Source organism: Brevundimonas halotolerans (assembly GCF_003730275.1).
GTDB classification, from domain to species: domain Bacteria; phylum Pseudomonadota; class Alphaproteobacteria; order Caulobacterales; family Caulobacteraceae; genus Brevundimonas; species Brevundimonas halotolerans.
The window spans coordinates 102965-125729 of the sequence record NZ_QTTA01000021.1 but is presented as its reverse complement, the minus strand read 5'-3'; the positions used below and the strand labels follow the sequence as shown (position 1 = coordinate 125729).

General features: G+C 67.3%; 21 protein-coding genes. 13 read left to right on the top strand and 8 right to left on the bottom strand.

Annotated features, from left to right (window positions below; all coding sequences use genetic code 11):
• The first annotated feature begins 72 nt into the window (after positions 1 to 72).
• From EG854_RS11175 to EG854_RS11160, 4 genes are all read left to right on the top strand, one after another.
• Positions 73 to 2313: a prolyl oligopeptidase family serine peptidase gene (locus EG854_RS11175; RefSeq protein ID WP_123288204.1), complete on the top strand. Its 2241-nt coding sequence runs from the start codon at positions 73 to 75 to the stop codon at positions 2311 to 2313.
• A gap of 71 nt (positions 2314 to 2384) precedes the next feature.
• On the top strand, positions 2385 to 3140 hold the full coding sequence (locus EG854_RS11170) for a DUF1223 domain-containing protein (RefSeq protein WP_123288203.1): 756 nt from the start codon (positions 2385 to 2387) through the stop codon (positions 3138 to 3140).
• A gap of 109 nt (positions 3141 to 3249) precedes the next feature.
• Entirely contained in the window at positions 3250 to 3933 is a 684-nt protein-coding gene (locus EG854_RS11165) for a hypothetical protein (protein ID WP_123288202.1), read from the top strand.
• A gap of 7 nt (positions 3934 to 3940) precedes the next feature.
• Entirely contained in the window at positions 3941 to 5707 is a 1767-nt protein-coding gene (locus EG854_RS11160; RefSeq protein ID WP_164462011.1) for a CHAT domain-containing protein, read from the top strand.
• Between the two features lie 3 nt (positions 5708 to 5710).
• On the opposite strand, the gene EG854_RS11155 is transcribed toward EG854_RS11160, so the two are convergent.
• Both EG854_RS11155 and glpK read right to left on the bottom strand, forming a co-directional pair.
• The gene (locus EG854_RS11155) at positions 5711 to 6787 is read right to left on the bottom strand and encodes a phosphotransferase (RefSeq protein WP_123288200.1); all 1077 of its coding nucleotides are present in this window, start codon (positions 6785 to 6787) and stop codon (positions 5711 to 5713) included.
• Positions 6784 to 8295 carry a glycerol kinase GlpK gene (gene glpK / locus EG854_RS11150; RefSeq protein WP_183211077.1) on the bottom strand — a complete coding sequence of 504 codons (1512 nt, stop codon included), beginning with the start codon at positions 8293 to 8295 and terminating at the stop codon, positions 6784 to 6786. Before glpK ends, EG854_RS11155 begins: the two co-directional genes overlap by 4 nt.
• A gap of 91 nt (positions 8296 to 8386) precedes the next feature.
• Here glpK and EG854_RS11145 point away from each other — a divergent pair, with 91 nt between their 5' ends.
• The 3 genes from EG854_RS11145 to EG854_RS11135 are packed head-to-tail and all read left to right on the top strand — an operon-like array spanning position 8387 to position 10385.
• Positions 8387 to 9379, top strand: a complete 993-nt coding sequence (locus EG854_RS11145) for a threonine ammonia-lyase (RefSeq protein ID WP_123288198.1) — start codon at positions 8387 to 8389, stop codon at positions 9377 to 9379.
• Positions 9376 to 9828 (top strand): MaoC family dehydratase, encoded by a 453-nt coding sequence (locus EG854_RS11140; protein ID WP_123288197.1) that lies wholly within the window; start codon positions 9376 to 9378, stop codon positions 9826 to 9828. The genes EG854_RS11145 and EG854_RS11140 overlap by 4 nt, the downstream gene beginning before the upstream one ends.
• Positions 9825 to 10385, top strand: coding sequence for a DNA-3-methyladenine glycosylase (locus EG854_RS11135; RefSeq protein ID WP_241153241.1), 561 nt, complete (start codon positions 9825 to 9827; stop codon positions 10383 to 10385). The genes EG854_RS11140 and EG854_RS11135 overlap by 4 nt, the downstream gene beginning before the upstream one ends.
• On the opposite strand, the gene EG854_RS11130 is transcribed toward EG854_RS11135, so the two are convergent.
• The 3 genes from EG854_RS11130 to EG854_RS11120 are packed head-to-tail and all read right to left on the bottom strand — an operon-like array spanning position 10363 to position 13051.
• Positions 10363 to 10968, bottom strand: coding sequence for a GNAT family N-acetyltransferase (locus tag EG854_RS11130; protein ID WP_123288195.1), 606 nt, complete (start codon positions 10966 to 10968; stop codon positions 10363 to 10365). The genes EG854_RS11135 and EG854_RS11130 overlap by 23 nt on opposite strands.
• A complete protein-coding gene (locus EG854_RS11125; protein WP_123288194.1) occupies positions 10965 to 11885 on the bottom strand; it encodes a Gfo/Idh/MocA family protein in 921 nt (306 codons plus the stop codon). Before EG854_RS11125 ends, EG854_RS11130 begins: the two co-directional genes overlap by 4 nt.
• A 5-nt stretch (positions 11886 to 11890) precedes the next feature.
• Positions 11891 to 13051 carry a DegT/DnrJ/EryC1/StrS family aminotransferase gene (locus tag EG854_RS11120; RefSeq protein ID WP_123288193.1) on the bottom strand — a complete coding sequence of 387 codons (1161 nt, stop codon included), beginning with the start codon at positions 13049 to 13051 and terminating at the stop codon, positions 11891 to 11893.
• A 184-nt stretch (positions 13052 to 13235) separates the two neighbouring features.
• Between EG854_RS11120 and EG854_RS11115 the strand changes: the two genes are divergently transcribed.
• Entirely contained in the window at positions 13236 to 13763 is a 528-nt protein-coding gene (locus tag EG854_RS11115; RefSeq protein WP_241153239.1) for a D-glycero-alpha-D-manno-heptose-1,7-bisphosphate 7-phosphatase, read from the top strand.
• A gap of 49 nt (positions 13764 to 13812) precedes the next feature.
• The gene (locus tag EG854_RS11110; protein WP_123288191.1) at positions 13813 to 14694 is read left to right on the top strand and encodes an alpha/beta fold hydrolase; all 882 of its coding nucleotides are present in this window, start codon (positions 13813 to 13815) and stop codon (positions 14692 to 14694) included.
• Between the two features lie 11 nt (positions 14695 to 14705).
• On the opposite strand, the gene EG854_RS11105 is transcribed toward EG854_RS11110, so the two are convergent.
• Both EG854_RS11105 and EG854_RS11100 read right to left on the bottom strand, forming a co-directional pair.
• On the bottom strand, positions 14706 to 14930 hold the full coding sequence (locus tag EG854_RS11105; protein WP_123288190.1) for an alkylphosphonate utilization protein: 225 nt from the start codon (positions 14928 to 14930) through the stop codon (positions 14706 to 14708).
• A complete protein-coding gene (locus EG854_RS11100) occupies positions 14927 to 17005 on the bottom strand; it encodes an NAD(+) synthase (protein WP_123288189.1) in 2079 nt (692 codons plus the stop codon). Before EG854_RS11100 ends, EG854_RS11105 begins: the two co-directional genes overlap by 4 nt.
• 138 nt (positions 17006 to 17143) lie before the next feature.
• Between EG854_RS11100 and ftsY the strand changes: the two genes are divergently transcribed.
• The 3 genes from ftsY (at position 17144) to EG854_RS11085 (ending at position 19489) form a co-directional block, all read left to right on the top strand.
• Positions 17144 to 18085: a signal recognition particle-docking protein FtsY gene (gene ftsY / locus EG854_RS11095; RefSeq protein WP_123288188.1), complete on the top strand. Its 942-nt coding sequence runs from the start codon at positions 17144 to 17146 to the stop codon at positions 18083 to 18085.
• On the top strand, positions 18082 to 18756 hold the full coding sequence (locus EG854_RS11090) for an inner membrane-spanning protein YciB (RefSeq protein ID WP_123288187.1): 675 nt from the start codon (positions 18082 to 18084) through the stop codon (positions 18754 to 18756). Before ftsY ends, EG854_RS11090 begins: the two co-directional genes overlap by 4 nt.
• Before the next feature lie 106 nt (positions 18757 to 18862).
• On the top strand, positions 18863 to 19489 hold the full coding sequence (locus tag EG854_RS11085; RefSeq protein ID WP_123288186.1) for a MarR family winged helix-turn-helix transcriptional regulator: 627 nt from the start codon (positions 18863 to 18865) through the stop codon (positions 19487 to 19489).
• Here EG854_RS11085 and EG854_RS11080 read toward each other — a convergent pair.
• Entirely contained in the window at positions 19486 to 20232 is a 747-nt protein-coding gene (locus tag EG854_RS11080; RefSeq protein WP_123288185.1) for a TetR/AcrR family transcriptional regulator, read from the bottom strand. The genes EG854_RS11085 and EG854_RS11080 overlap by 4 nt on opposite strands.
• Before the next feature lie 210 nt (positions 20233 to 20442).
• On the opposite strand from EG854_RS11080, the gene EG854_RS11075 reads away from it, so the two are divergent.
• The gene (locus tag EG854_RS11075; RefSeq protein WP_123288184.1) at positions 20443 to 22644 is read left to right on the top strand and encodes a TonB-dependent receptor; all 2202 of its coding nucleotides are present in this window, start codon (positions 20443 to 20445) and stop codon (positions 22642 to 22644) included.
• The last annotated feature ends 121 nt before the right edge of the window (positions 22645 to 22765 follow it).

The following is a 22765-nucleotide window of genomic DNA, read 5'->3' as shown; positions in this document are numbered from 1 at the left end:
CCCCCTCCACCGCCAGATGGCGGTCCCCCTCCCCCGCGATGCGGGGGAGGATCAAGAAACGGAGTTTGCACAATGCGTCGCCTGATCCTGTCCGCCGCCCTTCCTGCTCTGATGCTGGGCGCCTGCAGCACCATGCCGGGAGCACAGGACCCGACCGAGGCCTCCGTGCCGGTCGCGCAGGCCTCCATGCCCAACTTCCCGGCCGACCTGACGCCGGCAGGCGTGGCGGCAGCCGATGATCATCTGGCGCTGGAAGCGGTCGACGGGGCCGAGGGCATGGCCTTTGTCGCCCGGTCCAACGAACGGGCGCTGGCGACGCTGGAGGGCGACCCACGCTATGAGCCGTTCCGTCAGCAGGCCGAGGCGATTCTGACGGCCACCGACCGCATCCCCGCCCCGTCCTTCCTCGGCGACGGCATCGGCAATTTCTGGCAGGACGCCATCAATCCCAAGGGCATCTGGCGGCGCACGACGCTGGAGTCCTATGCCTCGGGCAATACCGAGTGGGAGACCCTGCTCGACATCGACGCCCTGGCCCGTGCCGAGGGTCGCGACTGGGTGTTCAAGGGGGCGTCCTGCCTGCCGCCCGCCGAGACCCGCTGCCTGATCAATCTGTCCGACGGCGGCAAGGATGCGGTGGTGGTGCGTGAATTCGATCTGACCACCAAGACCTTCGTGGACGGTGGTTTCGTCCTGCCCGAGGGCAAGCACCGCATCAGCTGGCTGGACGCCGAGACCCTGTTGGTGGCCACAGATTTCGGACCCGGCACCCTGACGGAGAGCGGCTATCCCTATATCGTCAAGACGCTGAAGCGCGGCCAGACCCTGGCCCAGGCGACCGAGGTCTATCGCGGCGAGGCGGGCGACGGCGGGTATGGGGTCAGCGCCTCGGTGTTCCGTGATGGCGAGGGCGCCGTGCAGGCCGTCATCTTCAACCGCCCGCTGGACACGTTCCGGAGTGAGCGTTGGTGGTGGCGGAACGGTGAGGCGGTCAAGCTGGGCCTCCCGGGCCGAGTTTCAATTTACGGCGTGATGGGAAGCCAGCTTGTCCTGTCCCCCGAGGAAGCGTGGTCCGTTTCAAATGCTCGCCAGAATGGCGCCTGGTCCGACCCTCGTACGGTTGAGGCCGGGACCCTTCTGGCTGTGCCTCTGGACGCGCTGGTCCCTCCTAGAGAACCGGCCAGCGTCGAGGTGTTTGGTACCCAGTTCGAGATCTTTGAACCGACCGACCGTCAGTCGATCAGTTCGGTGGCCGTTTTCGATGACCGCGTCGTCGTCGCCTACAACGACAACGTCGTCGGACGCGTGGCCACCTTCCGCAATCGCGGCGAATTCGGCTGGCCGCGCACCGACGTGGCCGTGCCCGGCAATCAGGCCGTCTCGCTGGGCGACATGTCGCGTGGGTCGGGGCGCCTGTTCCTTTCGACCCAAGGCTTCCTGACGCCGCCAACGCTGAGCCTGTTCTCGGCGGAGGATGGGACGCTCGCCGAGCTCCGCTCCGCGCCGCCCAAGTTCGACGCCTCGACCCACCGGGTGGAGCAGTATGAGGCCACCTCGGCGGACGGGACCAAAATCCCCTATTTCGTGGTCATGCCGCGCGATCTGGTGCTGGACGGCTCCGCGCCGACCATCCTGTTCGGTTATGGCGGCTTCCAGATCAGCTTCCCGCCTGCCTACAAGCCCGAGATGGGCAAGCTGTGGCTCGAGAACGGCGGCGTCTTCGTCCAGGCCAATATCCGGGGCGGCGGCGAGTTCGGCCCCGGCTGGCACCAGGCGGCGCTGAACGGCGACCGCCAGCGCGCCTTTGACGACTTTGCCGCCGTGGCCGAGGACCTGATCGCGCGCGGCATCACCTCGCCCCGGCATCTGGGCATCTATGGCCGGTCGAACGGCGGGGTGCTGACCAGTGTGTCGATCACCCAGCGGCCAGAGCTGTTCAATGCGGCGGTGATCGAGAGCCCGCTGATCGACATGCTGCGCTATCACGAACTGCCGGCCGGGGCCTCATGGATCGGGGAATATGGCGATCCGCGCATTCCGGAGGAGGCCGCCTGGATCGCGGACTATTCGGCCTATCAGCGCCTCAGCCCTGAGGTCGACTATCCGCGCGTCTACATCACCACCAACACCCGCGACGATCGGGTCCACCCCGCCCATGCCCGTAAATTCGCAGCAAGGCTGGAGGCCCAGGGCCATGATCACCTCTATTTCGAGGACACGGCGGGCGGGCACTCGAACGACGCCGATCCGGTCGCCAATGCCCGCCGCTGGGCTCGTCACTATGTCTATCTGGCCCAGCAGCTGATGGACTGAGAGCGGCTTCACGCGCCCCTCACGCGAAAATGAGGGGCGCGGATACGCCGGACGGGCTAGGAGTCTGACCCATGATATTTCGGGGCTGGACACGAGTGGCGATCGCGGGGGCTGTGGGCGCCTGCCTGTTCGGGGCTGTGGGTACCTCGGCCCAGTCCGTGCGCCGCGTGGCCCAGACCGATGTGACTGTGCGGTCCGTGCCCGTGGTCGTCGAACTGTTCACCGCCCAGGGCTGTGGCGGCTGTCCCGAGGCCAACCAGCGGGTCGAGACCCTGGCCGATCGGCCGGGCGTGATCGTACTGACCTATCCGGTCGACTACTGGGACTATACCGGCTGGACCGACACCTTGGCCCAGCCGGAGTTTTCCGCCCGCCAGCAGGAATACCGTCAGGCGCTGCGTCTGCGGGCCGTGGCCACGCCGCAGGTCATTCTGGACGGCTATCGCACCGTGGCCCCGCGTGATGAGGACACCCTGGGGCTGGCGGTTGATGAGGAATCCGCCCGCAATCTGTGGGGCCCCGAGATCGAGTTCCGCGAGACCGGCGACCGGGTCGGCATCGGCTCGGGCCGGGTCGCCGCTGAAGGCGCCGAGGTTCTGGCCGTTATCTTCCGCCCGGGCCCCGTTCTGGTGCGGGTCGAAAGTGGCGACAACCGGGGCCGGGTGGTCCGCCACACCAATGTCGTTCAGTCGATCCACCCCATCGGCGAATGGACGGGCCGGTCGATCCTGCTGTCCCTCCCGGACGACATCGACGACGGCGACCGCGTCGCCGTGCTGATCCAGTCGCGCGATGACCGCCATATTCTGGGCGCCGCCGTTCGCTGAGGGGCGAAAGGCCCTTTGCGGTTGCTGTCACATTCGGTCAGTATTCCCCGGGCCTGAGGGCAGGCAGGCTGTCGCGGCGCGCAGTCTGGCGCGAGGCAGGGGAAGATCGATGGGGCAGGTCGCACAGCAGACAGGAACGGGTCGCATCTGGACCGTGTGCGTCGGCGTGGTCGCCGCCCTGCTGGTCATGGCCTGTGCCGGCCTCGGCCGGGCGCAGGATCCTGAAGCCGATGCCCTTCCCCCCGAAGCGGTTGGGATTTCGCAACTGGTCACCGCTGCCGGTCTGGCCGACTGGGGTCGGTCGCGCGAGGACCCGGGCGCCCTGATCATGGCGGCGCGCATCGTCGGCGAGGTGCCGCTGCGCAATCAGGGGGACCAGCCGCCGTTCCTGACGTTCGAGGGCCTGCTGGCCGAGGCCGAGGCGATGGCCGCCGGGCATCCGGCCTATCTCGCCGCCATCGAACAGGTGCGCGGACAGGGCGTGCGGGGTGTGGTGTCCTCGCCCTTCGGCAATGGCCCGATCGCCACGGTCAAGGATGTCCGCGCGCGGGAGACCTTCGGCTTTGAGGTCGATGCCCGGGGCGGGGAAATCCTGCGGATCGCGGCCATCGGCGACGGCGACACCAATATCGATCTGGTCATCCGGGACGCCGAGGGACGGCTGCTGTGTCAGGACGGATTTGGGGACCACTACCCCGTCTGCACCCTGATGCCGCGCGTCGCCGGCAAGGTGCGGGTCAGCGTGGTCAACCGCGGCGAGATCTGGACCAAGGTCCAGATCCTCAGCAACTGAGGACAGTATGGGGTCACGGGCGCGACACGGACTGTCGGGAGGGGTGCTGGCGGGGCTGGTCGTCGCATTGGTGCTGGCGCTCGTCACTGGCGGCCATGTCGGCGCGCGCTCCGGAACGGCCCTGCCGCAGGACCCGGACACGCCCGAATCCCTCCGCGCCGAAGCCTTCGAGGCCGCCCAGTGGGCGATTGTCTCGGATGCCGCCGATGCGCTGGCCAAGGTCTCGGCCCGGTTCGCCGAGGGCGACGACGCCCTGGGCCAGCTGGCCGAGCAACGCGAACGGCTGATCCAGCGTCGCGACGCCCTCGAGCGCGAGGTCGAGAGCCTCTACGCCCAGGACACCGACGCCGCCCGCGAACGCCGGCGCATCATGAGCCGCACCTATGAGCAGACCCTGGCCGAGCTGGCCGAGGTCGATGCCCGGATCGAGGCCGAGTTCCCCGCCTTTGCCGAACTGACCCGCCCCCGGGCCCTGACAGTGACCGAGACGCAAGGGTTGCTGAACCCGGACGAGGCCCTCTTGCTGGTCTTCGTCAATCCAGAGGCGACCTATGTCTGGGGCGTGACCTCTGACCGGATCGAATGGGCGAGGGCTGACGGTCTGGGCGAGGAAGCCCTGACGCTGTCGGTCGCGAAACTGAGGGCGTCGCTGACCACAGCCGGCACGCGGGCGGACCCGACGCTCGACCCGGCCCTGTTTGCCGGGCGCCCGGTCCGCGCCTATGACCGGGCCGAGGCCCACCGCCTCTATCAAGCGCTGATCCAGCCGGTGGAATCCGTGTTTGAGGGGCGCACCACCCTGATCACCGTGGTCAGCGGCCCCTTGACCACCTTGCCGCTGGCCGCGCTCGTGACCGCCCCGCCCGTAGGCGAGGACACGGGCCCCGAGGCGCTTGTCACCACCGAATGGCTGATTGACCGCTATGCGCTGGCGACCCTGCCGTCGGTGTCCAGCCTCAAGGCCCTGCGCTGTCATCTGGCCACTGAAGCGGAGCGTCACGCCGGATGCCCGGCGCGCCTGACTCCCGTTCGGGACGCGCGCCGCGACCCGGTTTCTGACCGCCTGCCCCTGATCGCCTTTGGAGCCCCGGTTCTGACCGGTACGCCTGAGCCCGCCGCCCGGGGCGCGCCGGATGCAGACGGCATTCTGGGCCCGGGCAAGCTGGCCGATGTCGAAAAGCTACGCGCCCTGCCCGACCTGCCGGGCGCCCGGGCCGAGCTTCTGGCGCTGGGCCGGATCTATCCCAAGGGGGTGGTCCGCAGCGGGGCGGCCGCCACCGAAACCGCCGTGCGTCAGACCGATACCGATCTGTTGGCCGAAGCGCGCTTTGTCGTCTTCTCGACCCACGGCCTGATGGCGGGGGCCAGTTTCGCCGAGCCCGGACTGGTCATGACCCCGCCCGCAGAGGCCACGGCAGAGGACGACGGCTATCTGACGGCCTCCGAGGCGGCGCAACTGCGGCTCAATGCCGACTTCGTCGTGCTGTCGGCCTGCAATACGGCGGCATCGGACGGTCGGCCGGGCGGGCAGGGCCTGTCGGGCCTCGCGCGGGCCTTCTTCCACGCCGGGGCGCGGTCCCTGCTGGTGTCGCACTGGGAGGTTTCGGATCAGGCGACCACCGCCCTGATCACCGGCACCTTTGCCGGGCTGGACCGGACACCGGGCAACCGCGCGGTGGCCCTGCAGGGCGCCATGCGCGAGGTCCGCGCCGACCGTCGCTGGCAGCACCCGGCCTACTGGGCCGCCTTCACCCTGGTGGGCACGCCCAGCTAGGCGTCAGGCCCCGGCCTTCTTGGCAAAGCTCCACGCGGCGTCCGATAGCGGCCCGACCTGGGCGGCCATGGTGCGGGCGTGGCTGCTGGCGGCGGTGCCGTCGCGCACCCGCCCGGCGATGCCCTGGCAGATGGCGGCCAGCCGGAACAGATTATAGGCGAACAGCCAGTCGAGATTGTCGGGGGCCGCCGTCCCGGTCCTCGCCGCATAGCGAGCGACCGTCTCCTCGACCGAGGGAATGCCCAGCGCCTCCAGATCGGCGCCGGCCAGCCCGTTGCGCAAGGTCGCCGGAATGACCCACGCGATCAGCAGATAGGAAAAGTCCGCCATGGGGTCACCCAGCGTCGACAGTTCCCAGTCCAGCACAGCGCGCACCCGGGCCTGATCCGGCGCCAGGATCATGTTGTCGAGGCGGAAGTCGCCATGCACTATCCGGGTCGGACCATCCGCCGGCAGGCTTTCGGGCAAAAAGGCGATCAGCCGGTCCATGGCCTCGATCGTGTCGATCTCGGAGGCCTGATACTGTTTGGTCCAGCGCCCGACCTGACGGGCGAAATAGTTGCCGGGCTTGCCATAGTCCGACAGGCCGATGGCGCCCGGGTCGAACCGGTGCAGGGCCGCCAGCGTGTCGGTCTGGGCCTCATAGATGGCGCGGCGTTCGGCGGGCTCCAGTCCCGGCAGTTTCAGGTCCCAGAACACCCGCCCCTCGACCTTGTCCATGACGTAGAACATGGAGCCGATCACCGTATCGTCCGTGCACAGAGTATGGGGTCTTGCGACCGGAAACCCTTGGGCATGGAGCGCCGAGATAACCTGAAACTCCCGGTCGACCGCATGGGCGCTGGGCAATAGCACGCCGGGCGGCTTGCGCCGCAGCACATAGGTCTTGCCGGGTGTCGCCAGCTCATAGGTGGGGTTCGACTGTCCGCCCTTGAACTGGCGGAGGGTCAGGGGCCCCTGATAGCCTTCGACGTTTTCCGCCAGCCAGGCATCCAGCGTGGCTTCGTCCAGGGCGTGGCGCGGATCGACCTCGCGCGTGCCGGAAAAGGCGGACTGGGGGTCGAGAGCAACGTCGGTCATGGGCGGTCCGTCTGTGCAGGAATCGGTTCGGCGGCGGCGAGGGTGGCGCGGATGGCGGCCTTCCAGCCGGCCAGCAGGCGGGAACGAGTGGCGGTGTCCATCCGGGGCGTCCAGACGGCGGGGGTCTCGGCCGGGGCGATGTCCAGCCGGTCGATCAGGCCGACGCCCAAAGCGGCCAGTTTGGCGGCGCCCAGCGCGGTCATCTCCTGAAAGGCGGGTCGCTCGACCTCGACCTCGCAGATGTCGGCCACGAACTGCATGGCCAGCGCATTGGCGGTCACCCCGCCATCGACCTTCAGTCGTTCCAGCCGGGGCGCGCCGTCGGCCGCCAGCGCATCCAGCAGGTCGCGCGTCTGATAGGCCAGACTTTCCAGCGCCGCCCGCACCAGATGGGCCGGGCCGGAATCGCGCGTCAGGCCGGTGATGGTGCCGCGCGCCTCGGGCGACCACCAGGGCGCGCCCAGACCGGTAAATCCGGGCACCAGATAGACACCCCCATTGTCCGGCAGGCTCTGGGCCATGGCCTCGGACTGACGCGACTGACTGATCACGCCCAGCCCATCCCGCAGCCACTGGATCGCCGACCCGGCCGAGAAGATCGACCCTTCCAGCGCATAGGCCGTTTGTCCGTTTACGGAATAGGCGAGAGTTCCCAGCAGCCGGTTGGTCGAAACGACCGGTTCCGCACCGACATTGGCGACCAGAAACGCCCCGGTGCCATAGGTGATCTTGGCCTCGCCCGGCTGGATCGCGCCATGTCCCACCAGCGCCGCCTGTTGATCCCCCGCCGCGCCATGGATCGGCACGGCCCGCCCGAACAGAGCCGGGTCGCAATCGCCCAGACGGTCGGCGCAGCCGCGAATCTCCGGAAGCGCGTGCATCGGCACCCGGAACAAGGTGGCCAGATCGGCCTGCCAGCTCAGGGTCTGCAGATCCATCAGACTGGTCCGCGCCGCATTGGTGGCGTCGGTGACGTGCGCCCGGCCCCCCGTCAGCTTCCAGACCAGCCAGCTCTCGATCGTGCCCAGCTTCACCTCGCCGGCCTCGGCCCGCTCGCGTGATCCCGGCACCGCATCCAGCAGCCAGGCGTATTTGGAGGCCGAAAAATAGGGGTCGAGGATCAGGCCGGTACGCGCCTGGACGTCCGGCTCATGGCCCTGTTTCACGAGGTCGCCGGTGACATCGGCCGTGCGCCGGTCCTGCCAGACGATGGCCCGGTGCAGGGGCTCGCCGGTCTGCGCATCCCACAACACCGCTGTCTCACGCTGATTGGTGATGCCGATGGCGGCGAAGCGGTCGATGCCTCCTGCCTTGCGGATCACCTCGCGACAGGTCTGCAGCGTCGCCGTCCAGATCTCGCCCGCGTCATGCTCGACCCAGCCGGGTTTGGGGAAATGCTGCTGCAGTTCGATCTGGCTGACCGCCGCCGCCGAAAAGGCTCCGGCGTCCGACACCTCAAAGGCAATAGCCCGGGTCGAGGTCGTGCCCTGGTCGATGGAAAGGATCATCCGGCTCATGGGGGATTAGTGACGACGGAGGCCGGGCGAGGCAAGCGCATTGCCCCTCGCCACGCGCCCGCCCGCCGCGCTAGATGCGGTCATGACCCATACTGCCTCCTTCTCCGGTGTCCTCGACGCCGCCCGCCAGATTGCCGGTGCCGCCGTCCGCACCCCCCTGATCGAAAGCCCGGCGCTGAATGCGCATCTGGGCGGCCGGGTGCTGATCAAGGCCGAGACGCTGCAGGCGGCCGGGGCCTTCAAATTCCGGGGCGCCTGGAACCGGATCAGTCGCCTGACCGATGCGGAAAAGGCCCGCGGCGTGGTGGCCTATTCCTCGGGCAACCATGCCCAGGCCGTGGCGGCTGCCGCAAAGCGGATGGGCACATCGGCCATCATCGTCATGCCCGCCGACAGCCCCCGGGTGAAGGTCGAGGGCGTCATCGCCTTCGGCGGCGAGGTCCGGTCCTATGACCGCTGGTCCGAATCGCGCGAGGCCATCGGTGAGGAGATCGCCCGGACCCGGGGCAGTGTTCTGGTGCGCCCGTTCGACGACCCCTTCATCATCGAGGGGCAGGGCACCTGCGGCCTCGAGATTCTGGAACAGGCCGATGCGCCGATCGACCAGCTGCTGTGCGGGGCCTCGGGCGGCGGGCTGATCGCGGGGATCAATCTGGCCTTTGCCGAGCGCTCGCCCGACACGCAGACTTGGGCGGTCGAGCCCGCCGCCTATGACGACACCCGCCGCTCGCTGGAGGCCGGCGAGCGGATGACCTATCCGGCCGGCGCGGCCCCCTCGATCTGCGACGCCCTGATGAGCGACCGTCCCGGCGAGCTGACCTTTCCCATCAACCGGCGACTGTCCGGTGTCCTGACCGTCACCGATGCAGAGGTGGCCGAGGCCGTGCGCTATGCTTTCCGCACCCTGAAATTGGTGGTCGAGCCGGGCGGGGCGGTGTCGCTGGCAGCCCTTCTGGCCGGCAAGGTCGCGGCGGCGGGCCGCACCACGGCCATTGTTCTCTCAGGCGGCAACATTGACCCCGCCCTGTTTGCCGCCATCATCGAGGATCGTTTCACCCCCGGAGCCCCCGCATGACCAAACCCAGCGATCTGCAGTCCCTCATCGGCACCGAAGTGGGGGTCTCCCGCTGGATCGAGGTCGATCAGGCCCGCATCGACGCCTTTGCGAAGATCACCGAGGACGAACAGTTCATCCACGTCGACCCCGAAGCGGCCAAGGCCACCCCGTTCGGCGGCACCATTTCCCACGGCTTCCTGACCCTCAGCCTCGCCTCGGCCATGAGCTATGACGCGGTCGCCCCGCTGGAGGGTGTGGTCATGGGCGTCAACTATGGCTTCGACAAGCTGCGCTTCCTCGCCCCCGTGCCTGCGGGCTCGAAGATCCGGGGCCGGTTCAAACTGCTGTCGGCCGAGGACAAGGGCGGCGGTCGCTGGCTGCTGAAGCACGAACTGACCGTCGAGATCGACGGCGGCGAAAAGCCCGCCTTGATCGCCGAATGGCTGGGGATGCAGGTCGTCGCTTGAGCCTGACCGACTGGCTGGGTCGGGATGCGGTCACGGTCGCCCGTGACCTGATCGGCGCGCGCCTTTTGGTGAACGGCGTCGGCGGCATCATCGTCGAGACCGAGGCCTATGATCCGGACGATCCCGCGTCGCACAGTTTCGGCGGCCCCCGGCCCCGCAATACCGCCATGTTCGGCCCGGTGGGACGGGCCTATGTCTACCGGATCTACGGCGCCCACTGGTGTTTCAACATCGTCTGTGACCGGACGACACCCGGCAGTGCCGTGCTGATCCGGGCACTGGAGCCGACCGACGGGCTGGACGTCATGGCGGCACGGCGCGGCACGGGCGACCCGCGAAACCTCTGCTCCGGCCCCGGCAAGCTGTGTCAGGCGCTGGCGATCGACAAGGCGCTGGACCACGCCCCGCTGGATGCCTCGCCGTTTCTGATAGAGCGCGCGGTGCCCGGCCCGGACATCGCCATCGGCCCGCGCATCGGCATCACCAAGGGGGTGGATACCCCGTGGCGGTTTGGTCTGAGAGGTTCGCGCTTTCTCAGCCTTCCGTTCCGGCCCTGACGTCGAAGGCCGACAGACGCTCATCCAGACGCGCCCGGAGTTCCGGCCATTCCTCTGCGAGGATGGAAAAGACAACCGAGTTCCGCACCCGGCCCGTCCAGGTGATCATGTCGTGACGCAGGACGCCCTCTCGCGTGGCACCCAGCTTGAGCATGGCGGCCTGACTGCGCAGGTTGAGGTCATCGACCTTGAACGCCACGCGGTTGGCGCCACAGGCAAAGGCATGCTCCAGCAGAAGCCGCTTGGCCGCCGGGTTGACCGGACCGCCCCGGGCAGAGGGACGGTAATAGGTGGTGCCGATCTCCAGCGCCTGATTGTTGCGCTGGATGTCGATATAGCTGCTCATGCCGACGAGGGTGCCGTCCATCATGACCGCGAACGGAATGCGGGTGCCGGCCGACTGACCGGCGACCAGATCGTCCCAGCCGGCGTCGAAATGCGCGCCGCCATAGGACCGGTAGTAGAGCGCCGGCCACAGATCCGGGTCCTCATCACTGGCGGCCCGCAGGGGCTCCCGATGACGATCCGCCAAGGGCTCCAGCCGGACAAACCGGTTTTCCAGAACCGCCGGCGTGAGGTTCATTCCCCCAGACACCTCAGGGCGACCTCGAGGTTGCGCAGGCCGTCCTCGCCCGTGACCGCCGGGGTCTCGCCGGTGCGGATGGCGTGGACGAAGGCCTCCAGCTCCTTCTTGAGCGGCTCGTTGGGCCAGCTATGGACGCCGCGCGTGGAATAGGTGCCGTCGGGCTGCTGGCCGAAATATTCGGTGACCTGACGCGTCATCAGGTCGGCGACGACGAATTTGGCCTTGGTCGCGACCTGCAGGGTGCGGGTCTTGTAGGGCGTCACCCAGTTGGTGGTGATGTGGGCGATGGTGCCATTGGCCAGCCGGAACTGCAGCAGAGCCGTATCCTCGCGCTCGGCCTTGGTGCGGGCCAGCTGCGGCTGAACCTCGACGATCTCGCTGTCGGTCAGGTGACGGATGATGTCGATGTCGTGCACGGCCAGATCGATGACTACGCCCACCTCGCCCATGCGGGGCGGGAAGGGGCCGACGCGGGTGATCTGGATCGAGATGACGTCCTCGTCGGCAATGGCGCGCTTGACCGCCTCGACCGCCGGATTGAAGCGCTCGACCTGACCGACCATCAGCACCCGGTCATTGGCCTTGGCCGCATCGATCAGCCGCTGGGCATCCTCGACCGTCGCGGCAATCGGCTTTTCGACCAGCACATGGACCCCGCGTTCCAGCAGGGCCACGCCCAGATCGGCGTGGGTGCGGTTGGGCGTGGCGATCACGGCCGCATCCAGACCCGCCTCGACAAAGGCCTCGGCGCTGGTCACGGGCATGGCGCCATAGGCCTCGGCCACACCCTTGGCGACCACCGCATCGGGGTCGAACACATGGGTCAGCTCGACATCGCGGATGTCGGTCAGCACCCGGGCATGGTTGCGGCCCATGACGCCGGCGCCGGCCACGCCGATCTTCAGAACTTGCATCGGACTTATCCCTTGTAGCTGGCGACGGCGGCGATGACGCGGTCCTGGGTGGCCTCGTCCAGATCGGCATGCATGGGCAGGCTCAACACCCGGTCCTTCAGCCGCTCGGTGACCGGCAGACCGCCTGCTCCCTGCGGGAAGCGCTGATAGGCGGGCTGCATATGCATGGGCACCGGATAATAGACAGCGGTCGGCACGCCCTCGGCCTTCAGATGGTCGATCAGGCCCGCGCGGTCGTCGTGCTCGACCGTGTACTGGGCCCAGACGGAAACACCGCCCTCGATCACATGCGGTACGGCCGCGACATGGGGAGCGAGGTGCTCATTATAGCGGGCCGCGATGCGGTTCCGCCATTCGATCTCTTCCGGGAAGACTTTCAGCTTTTCGATCAGGATGGCCGCCTGAATCGTGTCGAGGCGCGAGTTCATGCCGATCCGCATGGCCAGATACTTCGGGTCATGGTCGAAGGTCTGCCCCTGCATATCCTTGGCCACGACCTTGCCGTGCACGCGCAGGGAATCCATCTCCTCGGCCAGATCGGTATCGTCGGTCAGCACCGCCCCGCCGTCGCCGTAACAGCCCAGCGGCTTGGCCGGGAAGAAGCTGGTGGTGGTGATGTCGGCCCACTTCAGCGGGTGATCGCGGCCCAATGTACAGCCGAACCCCTGCGCCGAATCCGAGATCAGCTTCATGTCGTAGCGGTCGCAAATCGCGCGGATCGCCGGATAGTCGGCGGGCTGGCCGAACAGGTCGACGGCGATGACCACGCGCGGCCTCAGCCTGCCCTCGGCCTTCACGGCCTCAATCGCGGCCTCCAGCTTCTGCGGATCCATATTGTAGGTCTTCGGATCGACATCGACGAAGATCGGCGTGCAGCCCAGCCACGGCACCACCTCGGCCGTGGCGGTGAAGGTAAAGCTGGGCACGAACACGGCATCGCCGGTGCGCAGGCCCCAGGCCATCAGCGGCAGGACCAGGGCGTCGGTGCCATTGGCGCAGCCCAGCGCATGTTTGGCCTGACCGAAGGCGGCCAGCTCGTCCTCGAACTGGCGAACCGGCGGGCCCATGACCCAGGCGCCGCTTTCGACGGCGGCCATGACGGCGGCCTCAATCTTGCCGCCGAGGCGACGGCGCTGGGCCTGCAGGTCGATGAAGGCGATGCTCATGGGTCTGTCTTCCTGTGCGGCGGGTTGGTCCCGCGTCTGGTGGCGCGCCATAGCAAGCAGGCGCCCTTCTGACCAAACGGGGGACGGTCACTTCGCGTTGCGGCTTTTTACGATGCGCCCTAATCAGGGCGACCTCAATGTCCGTTTGCGGACCCATTCCTCCGTCCCAGATTCGGGAGAAGACGTGATTTCAGTACCGGCGTCCGCCGGCCATTCGGCCGTGTTTCTGGATCGTGACGGGGTCCTCATCGACGATGTCGGCTATCCGCACCGCGAGGACCAGCTGGCCCTTGTGCCCGGCGCGGCCGAGGCCGTTCGGCGGCTGAATACCCTGGGCTATCTGGTGGTGATCGTGACCAACCAGTCCGGTGTGGCGCGCGGCATGTTCAGCCATGGCCAGATGGAGGCCTTCAACGATCTGATTGTCCGTCGACTGGCGGCCAAGGGGGCGCGCATCGGGGCGGTCTATGCCTGTCCTTACCATGCCGAGGCGGTCGATCCGGCCTGGCGCCACCCCGACCACCCGGACCGCAAGCCCAACCCCGGCATGATCCTGCGGGCGGTCGCCGACCACGGCATTGATCCGAAGCGCGCCTTCATGATCGGCGACCGGCCCAGCGACATGGAGGCCGCGCGGAGAGCCGGCATCCCCGGCTTTCTGTTCGACGGTGGAAATCTCGACGATTTCGTTCGCGACCTGCTGGCGATCTGAGGCATAAATTCTACATGGGGTGAAATACCCAGCCGTCGGAGCCCTGACCATGACCGAGACCCGGACCTATGCCGAGCGCCGCTTCACCTCCGAGGACGGGCTGGACCTCTATTCGCGTGACTATGCGGGGGCCGACGGTCAGGCGCGCCTGCCGGTCATCGCCATCCACGGCCTGACCCGCAACTCGGCGGACTTTCACGGCATCGCCACCCTGCTGGCCCAGGGCGGCCGGCGGGTGCTGGCCGTCGATGTGCGCGGGCGCGGGCGCTCGGATCGTGCCCTGGATCCCATGACCTATCAGCCGGCGACCTATGCCAAGGATGTTCTGGCGCTGCTGGCCCAGACGGGGATCGAGCGGGCGGTCTTCCTCGGCACCTCCATGGGCGGACTGATCACCATGGCGGTCTCGGCCCTGCGGTCAAAGGTGATCGCCGCCGCCATTCTGAACGACATCGGCCCCGAGGTGGACAAGGCTGGCCTCGCCCGCATCGCCGCCTATACCGGGACGCCGGTCGACACCCCGACGTGGGAGGCGGCGGCCGCCTATGTCGAAAAGACCAATGGCGTCGCCTTCCCCCATTATGGGCCGGAGGACTGGGCCGCCTTTGCCCGGCGTGTGTTCCGCGAGGGCACCGAGGGCACGCCGGTACTCGACTATGATCCGGACATCTCGGTGCCGATCCGGGCTGCGGGCGACAAGGCGCTCGTGCCTAATCTGTGGCCCATGTTCGGACGTCTGGCCAAGGCGCGCCCGACCCTGCTGGTGCGCGGCGAGACCTCGGACCTGCTCAGCGCCGGAATTGCCGCCAAAATGCGAAAGCGTGCACCCCGGATGGACTATGTCGAGGTCCCCGGCATCGGCCACGCGCCCATGCTGGACGAACCGGCAGCCCGGGCGGCGATCTTCGAATTCCTGTCGGACGTGCCCTGAGCGAAGAAGGCTCAGGCCTTTTTGACGAATTCGGTGCGCAGCACGAGGCCCTTCACCTTGTCGACATTGGCCTCGATCTCATCGGGGTCTCCGGTCAGACGGATCTTGCGGACCATGGTGCCGCGCTTCAGCGTCACGCCGCCCGATCCCTTGACCTTCAGATCCTTGATCAGGGTGACGCTGTCGCCGTCCGCCAGCTCATTGCCGTTGGCGTCGCGGGTCGGGGTATCGCTCATGTCGGGTCTTTCGTTGAAGCGCCCCTGACGGGCACATGGGCATCCAGTTCGTCCAGCCACACGCGGGCCGACACGTCAGAGGGTGCACGCCAGTCGCCCCGGGGGCTCAGCGACCCGCCGGTCACCACCTTGGGTCCGTTGGGCAGGGCCGACCGCTTGAACTGGCTGGTCTGGAAGAAGCGCACGATGAATTTTCGCAGCCAGAAGACGATGGTCTCGATGTCATATTCCACCTTATCATCGACGGGCGTGCCTGACGGCCAGTGCCCCGTCGCGGCATCCTTCCACGCCTGATGGGCCAGATAGGCGATCTTGGACGGTGCCATGCCGTAGCGGCTGACGTGGAACAGGAAGAAGTCGTTCAGCGCATAGGGGCCGACCGTCGCCTCGGTCGACTGAATCTGGCCGTCCTTTGCCGGCACCAGCTCGGGCGAGATTTCGGTGTCGAGGATGGCCTGCAAAACCGGGGTGGCGTCCGCCCCCACCAACTGCCGGTCCGCGACCCAGCGGATCAGATGCCGGATCAGCGTCTTGGCCACGCCGGAGTTGACGCCGTAATGGCTCATGTGGTCGCCGACGCCATAGGTGGCCCAGCCCAGCGCCAGTTCCGACAGGTCGCCCGTACCGATGACGAAGCCGGAATGCTGATTGGCCAGCCGGAACAGATAGTCGGTTCTGAGGCCCGCCTGCACATTCTCATAGGTGATGTCGTGCACCGGCTGACCGTACGCCGCCGGATGGCCGATGTCCGCCAGCATCCCCTGGGCGGCCGGGCGAATGTCGATCTCCTCGCCCGTGACGCCAAGCGCCTTCATCAGCGCCCAGGCGTTCGATTTCGTCTCATCCGAGGTGGCAAAGCCCGGCATCGTATAGGCGCGGATGCCGGCGCGCGGCAGCTCCAGCCGGTCAAAGGCGCGGCAGGCCACCAGCAGGGCCTGGGTCGAATCCAGCCCGCCCGAGATGCCGATCACCACTGTCTTCGACCCGGTCGCCACCATCCGCTTCATCAGGCCCTGGACCTGGATGTTGAACGCCTCATAGCAGTCGCGGTCCAGCCGCGCGGGATCGTCCGGCACGAAGGGGAAGCGGTCGAGGGGGCGGATCAGGTCGGTCGGTGCGGCCTCACGGGCCTCGAACAGCACCCGGTCGAACCCGGCCGTGCCCAACTCACGACGGGCGCAGTCGGCAAAGGTCCCGTTGCGCAGGCGATCCTGTCCGATGCGGTCCACATCGACGTCGCAGATCGTCAGCGCGCCGTTCAGACCGAAACGCTCTCCCTCGACCAACTTCGCGCCCAGCTCATGGACCGTGGCCTGACCGTCCCAGGCCAGGTCGGTGGTGCTCTCGCCCCAGCCGGAGGCCGTAAACACATAGGCGGCCATGGCGCGCGCCGACTGGCTGGCGCACAGCATGGCGCGCTCGTCGGCCTTGCCGATCACGATGTTGGAGGCCGACAGGTTCAGCAGGATGCGCGCCCCCGCCATGGCCTGACGGGTCGAGGGCGGCAGCGGCGCCCAGAAGTCCTCGCAGATTTCCACGCCGAACACGAAGCCGGGACGGTTCTCCGCCTCGAACAGCAGGTCCGTTCCGAAGGGGACGACTTCATCGCCCAGCATCAGCGGCACGTCCGACGACAGGTCATCGGCGGCCGGTGCGAACCAGCGCTTCTCGTAATATTCGCGATAGTTGGGCAGATAGGTTTTCGGCACCACGGCGATCACCCGGCCACCGGCCACAACGACAGCACAGTTGTAGAGGCGCTCGGCGTGTCGGACGGGGGCTCCAACGACGACCGTGATCGCCACGTCTTCGGTCGCGTCGGCCAGTCGCAGGGCCTGCCGCTCCACCTCATCCAGCAGCGCGCCCTGCATATGCAGGTCATCCAGCGCATAGCCGCTCAGGCTCAACTCGGGAAAGACGATCAGGTCCACGCCCTGTTCGGCTGCCTGTCCAATCAGCCGGATATGCTCGTCCGCATTGGCCTTCGGATCGGCCGGGTGGACGACAGGCGTCGCCGCCGCCACGCGCACAAAGCCGTGGGTCGCGGGGCTGTAGAAAGGATGTGTCTGGGCCATCAATCCATCCGGGAGCGCGCCGAGGGCGCATCTGGGCGCCGACCGCCGCCTTGTCGCACATATAGGGCGCAGTCCCCAAGATGCGGTTTCTTCGTGTCACAGGTGACGCTGACGGCGGCGACCGCTAAAGCGAACCCCATGAATGACGCACCGAAAAAAGGCTGGTTGCAGCGGCTGAGCGACGGACTGTCCCGATCCTCGCGCCAGATGACCGAACAGGTGGTCTCCACCTTCGTCCGGGAACCGCTCAGCGAGACCGCCCTGGAACAGCTGGAAGAGCATCTGCTGGAAAGCGATCTGGGCCCGGCCGCGACCGACCGGATCGTCGAACGGTTCCGGGAGCTGCGCTTCGGGGCGGGGGCGTCAGAGGTCGAGGTCAAGACGGCGCTGGCCGAGGCCGTGGCCAATGAGCTGCGCTCGCACGAGGCCCGCTATGAGCCGCTGAACGGACCGCGCCCCTTCGTCACCCTGTTCGTGGGCGTCAACGGCTCGGGCAAGACCACGACGCTGGGCAAGATCGCTGCTGACCTGACCGGTCAGGGGGCCAAGGTCATGGTCGTGGCCTGCGACACCTTCCGCGCCGCCGCCCGCGAACAGCTGAAGGTCTGGGCCGAGCGGGCCGGGGCCACGTTTGAGAGCCGCCGCGACGGCGCCGATCCCGCCGGTCTGGCCTTCGACGCCCTGACCCGCGCCCGGGCCGAGGGCTATGATGTGGTGCTGATAGACACCGCCGGGCGGTTGCAGAACAAGTCGGCCCTGATGGACGAACTGCTGAAGATCGTGCGGGTCCTGAAAAAGGTCGATCCGGAAGCCCCGCATGAGACCCTGCTGGTGCTCGACGCGACCGTGGGCCGCAATGCGTTGGAGCAGGAGAAAATCTTTGGCCGGACGGCCTATGTCTCGGGGCTGGTCATGACCAAGCTGGACGGCACGGCTCGCGGCGGCGTGCTGGTTCCCGTGGCCCAGGCGTCGGACGCCCCCATCAAACTGATCGGCGTGGGCGAAGGCATCGAGGACCTGCAACCGTTTGATGCCGACGCCTTTGCCCGGTCTCTCGTCGGTCTGGAGGCCACATCATGAGTGAGCGCGCTTCGCCCCCCGCGTGGATCCGTCAGGCCGTCGATTTCGGCGCCCTCGTCGCCTTCGCCGGGGCCTTCCTCGTCTACCGGCTGAACGGCCTTGAGGGCGACGAAGCCCTGGTCCAGGCCACATGGTTCCTGGTCGGCGGGGCGGCCATCGCCGTGGCCGTCGGCCTCATTGTCGAGCGGCGGCTGGCGCTGATGCCGCTGATCGTCGGCGGCTTTGCCCTCGTCTTCGGCCTTCTGACCCTGCTCACCCAGGACGACCTTTGGGTGAAGCTGAAGGTCACCATACTGAACCTCAGCCTGTCGGTCCTGCTGCTGGGCGGACTGAAGATGGGCAAGCAGCCACTGAAGGCGCTGCTGGGTACCGTCATCCCGATCAATGACCGGGCGTGGAAGATCCTGACCCTGCGCTACGGCCTGTTCTTTGCCGCTGTGGCCTTGGTGAACGAAGCCGTCCGCAGCGAGGCCCTGGTCGGCTGGGCGACGGACCAGCTGGGCTATGACAGCGTCGATCCGGCGGATGTCTGGGTCAGCTTCCGGGGCGTGCTGTGGATCGCCTCGTCCGTGTTCGGCCTCAGCAATATGCCGCTGATCTTCCGCAATCTTCAGTCAGAGGACGGAGACGAGGCGGCCGTCCCGCCGCCCGGCCCCAACGCCGCACCCTGAACACCCGGGGTGCAGACGGAAGAAATGTCGCGCAGCCGTCGCGAAAGCGTAAAGCGGCCCTGATAGCCCTGTCGGCATTGAGGTGCGTCAGGGGAGTCGATCGGTCATGGTGAAGTCCGGCAAGAAGGCCCGCGAGGCCGGCTCCCTCGCGGAATCGCCCAGCCACCTGATCCACCGGGCCCTGCAGCTCGCCCTCGACATCTATTCGCGCGAACTCGGCTCTGACGGCCTCACCCAGCGCCAGTTCGCCGTGCTCGAGGCCGTTTCGCTGCGTTCCGGCCTGACCCAGACCGATCTGGTCAAGGCGACCGGCATCGATCGTTCGACCCTCGCCGATCTGGTGGCCCGCATGGCCCAACGCGGACTTCTGTCGCGCGAGCGTTCGACGCTCGATGCGCGCGCCATGGCCGTGCGGCTGACCCCCGAAGGGGAGGCGGCGCTGGCCGATGCCCGGCCGCGCGTGGTCGAGGCCGACCGTCAGATCATGGCCCTGCTGCCCAAGGGCCGCCGCGAATCCTTCCTCGAAATCCTGGCCGAGCTGGCCGGCGCCGCCGATGCCGCCCCGGAAGAAGCCATCGCTGCGGCGCGCGCCGAGAAGAAACGGCTCAAGGAACTGCGCAAGGCCGAGAAAGCCGCGCAAAAGGCCGAAAAGGCTGCGTCCAAAAAGTCCGGCAAAAAGGCCGGCAAGGCCAAAGGCAAGGATGCCGCGCCGGTAGAGCCTGAGGCCGCCTAGTCTCTCGGCTTGCTGACGGCCCGAAACCCGGCAGAGGCGAACCGCACCATATAGTCGCAGGCGCTGTCCAGATCACCGGACTGGCACAGACCCCCCGACAGCCGGTCCAGCCGCCCCGTCTCGCCCAGCGTCAGGGTCAGGGCCCCGGACAGATTGTGCCAGCCCCAGTAGAGATCCGCATCGCTGGCCTCGGGCAAAACGACCCGGAGCAGATCGATCAGCCGCCGGATCGACGGGTCGAAATAGCGCGCCATGGTCTCGCCGCCGAAAGTCGGATTGGCATTGGTCTGGGCCACAAGGGCGGAATAGTGCTTCCACCCCGGCCCGCCCTTCAGCGACCACTGGAAGGGCGGCCTCAGGAAGGCCTCAAGCAGGCCCTCCAGCGTCATCGTGCCCTCGTTCTCGCGCGCATAGCGATTGATCGCCTCGACCCGTTCATTGTTCCAGACCTCGGCCCGACGCAGGAAGACGGCATCGAACAGGTCGCGCTTGGCCCCGAAATAATAGTGGACCAGGGCCGTGTCGACGCCCGCCTCGCGCGCGACCTCGCGGATCGTCACCCCGTAAAAGCCGTGCTTGGAGAACAGGTCCTCGGCGGCATCCAGAATGGAGTCGCGCGTTTCGCCATTCCGACCGCCCTGGCTCTTGGACGGGCGGCCGCGTTTGGCGGCGGTCTCGGCCCGGCCTGCGCGTCCGCTCTCGGCGGGCAGGCCGGGGGCCGGCGGCGCGGTGATCTTGCTCATGCCGACAAGGCTAGTCGCCTCGTCCCCGTCCGGCAATCACGCATCATGCGGCCCTCGGAGGGTATGTATTCCTGCCACAGCCCCGCTTGAATTCCGCGCCCCGACAGGCGTGGCCGTTTGACAGATCGGCAAAAACGGGGTCAGTCTGCGGAAAATCATTGAACGCTGAATAAAAGCGTCCTGGGTTGGAAACAGAGATTGGGGCTTCAAATGAACAGACTCGTAAAGACCGTCCTTCTGGCGGGGGCCGCCTGGAGCGCGCTGTCCGTCACCGCCATCGCCCAAGAGGCACCGGCGCAAGATCCGGCCGTTACCTCGCTGGATGAGATCATCGTCACGGCCCGTCGCCGCGACGAACAGCTGAAGGACGTGCCGGTTGCCGTAACCGCCCTGTCGTCCGAGCGGCTGGCAGAGACCGGCGCGACCGACATCACCACCCTGCAGCAGCAGACGCCGAACGCCACCGTCCAGGTCGCCCGCGGCTCCAACTCGACCCTGATCTCCTTCATCCGCGGCGTCGGACAGCAGGACCCGCTGTGGGGCTTCGAGCCCGGCGTCGGCCTGTATGTTGATGACGTCTATGTCGCCCGTCCGCAGGCGGCGGTGCTCGACATCTTCGACATCGAGCGCATCGAGGTCCTGCGCGGCCCGCAGGGCTCGCTGTACGGCCGCAACACCGTCGGCGGCGCCATCAAGTATGTGACCTCGCGCCTGTCGCAGGACGCCGAGGCCACCATCCGCGGTGCCTATGGCAGCTACAACCAGGTCGATCTGATCGCCTCGGGCAGCGTGCCGCTCAGCGACAGCTTCCGCATCGGCGGCGCTTTCGCCAGCCTGACGCGCGACGGCTATGGCGAGAACCTCAACACCGGCGCCGAGCACTACGACAAGGACGTCACCGCCTTCCGCGCGAGCGCCGAATTCACCCCGCGCGACGAGGTCTTCTTCCGTCTCGCCTATGACCGCACCCAGGATGATTCCAACCCCCGCCACGGTCACCGCGAAGTGGCGGGTGTCGGCCCGGGCGCCGGGTCGCCGGACAGCGTCTATGACACCTATGCCGGAATCGGTGACGAAAACTCGGTAGAAAGCGAAGGCCTGTCCTTCACCGGCCAGGTGGACGTCAGCGAGCACTGGACCTTCAAGGCGATCACCGCCTGGCGCGAAGGCCGGACCGATACGGTCATCGACTTCGACAACACGCCGGCCCCGACGCTGGACATCCCGGCCTATTATGCCGACGACCAGTTCACCACCGAGCTCCAGTTCCAGTTCAACTATGACCGGATCCAGGGCGTGTTCGGCGTCTTCTATCTGGACGCCTCGGCCGAAGGCGCCTTCGACACCGTTCTCGGCAACCTCGGCATCGTGATCGGTACCGGCGGTGTGGTCGAAACCGAAAGTGTCGCCCTGTTCGCCGATGTGAACCTGGACCTGACCGAGCGCCTGCACCTGGGTCTCGGCATCCGCTACACCGAGGACAGCAAGACCGGCACGGTGTTCCGCGCCAACTATGCGGGCGCAACCCGCTCGCCGCTGCTGGGCGGCACGCCGCGCGCTCCGACCCTGCTGCGCACGGACTACACCAACGACCGCACCTTCGATGACATCTCGCCGAGGGTCGCCCTGTCGTACGACTTCTCGGACGCCATCACGGGCTATGCTTCGTGGTCCTCGGGCTTCAAGTCCGGCGGCTTCGACATGCGCGGCGACGCCATCCTGACGCCGGACACGGTCAACGGCTATCAACCGGAAACGGTCGACAGCTATGAGATCGGCCTGAAGGGGCGTGCGGGCCCGCTGTCGTTCAGCTCGTCGGTCTTCTACAACCAGTATGAAGACCAGCAGGTCACCACCCAGGTGCCGGCCGTCGGCGGTATCGCCAGCTTCGTCGACAACGTCGGCCAGTCGACCCTGTACGGGGCCGAGTTCGAAGGCTCCCTGTTCCTGAGCGATAACCTGTCGGCCAACTTCGCCGTCGGTTATCTGAACAGCGAGTTCGACGAGTTCCTGCGCTACAATCTGACGACCATGGCCTATGAGGACATCTCGGACCTGGTCGTCCTGCAGAACGCCCCGGAATGGACCGGCTATTTCGGTCTGACCTGGCGCAGTGATGTGGCGGGCGGCGAACTGGTCGTGACCCCCTCGGTCAGCTATCGCGGCGACTTCAGCATGTTCGAGTTCCCGAACCCGATCCTGGACCAGGAAGCCTATGCGCTGGTCGACCTGTCGCTGATCTGGACCGCCCCCAGCGAGCGCTGGAGCCTGGGCCTGTTCGGCAAGAACCTGACGGACGAAGAGTACCGCGTGGGCGGCTACAACTTCCCCGGCGCGCTCTTCAACGACTCGGTCATCGGCTACTACGGCCCGCCGCAGACCGTGACGGCTTCGATCCAGATCAAGTTCTGATCCGGCTTCGGCCATTGAACGTCTGATACCTATCCGGGCGGCGGTTCCAGGCGGACCGCCGCCCTTTTTCTTTTGCATGCAGGACCGGGGGCGCTACCGTTCCGCCCGGCATCAAGACCAC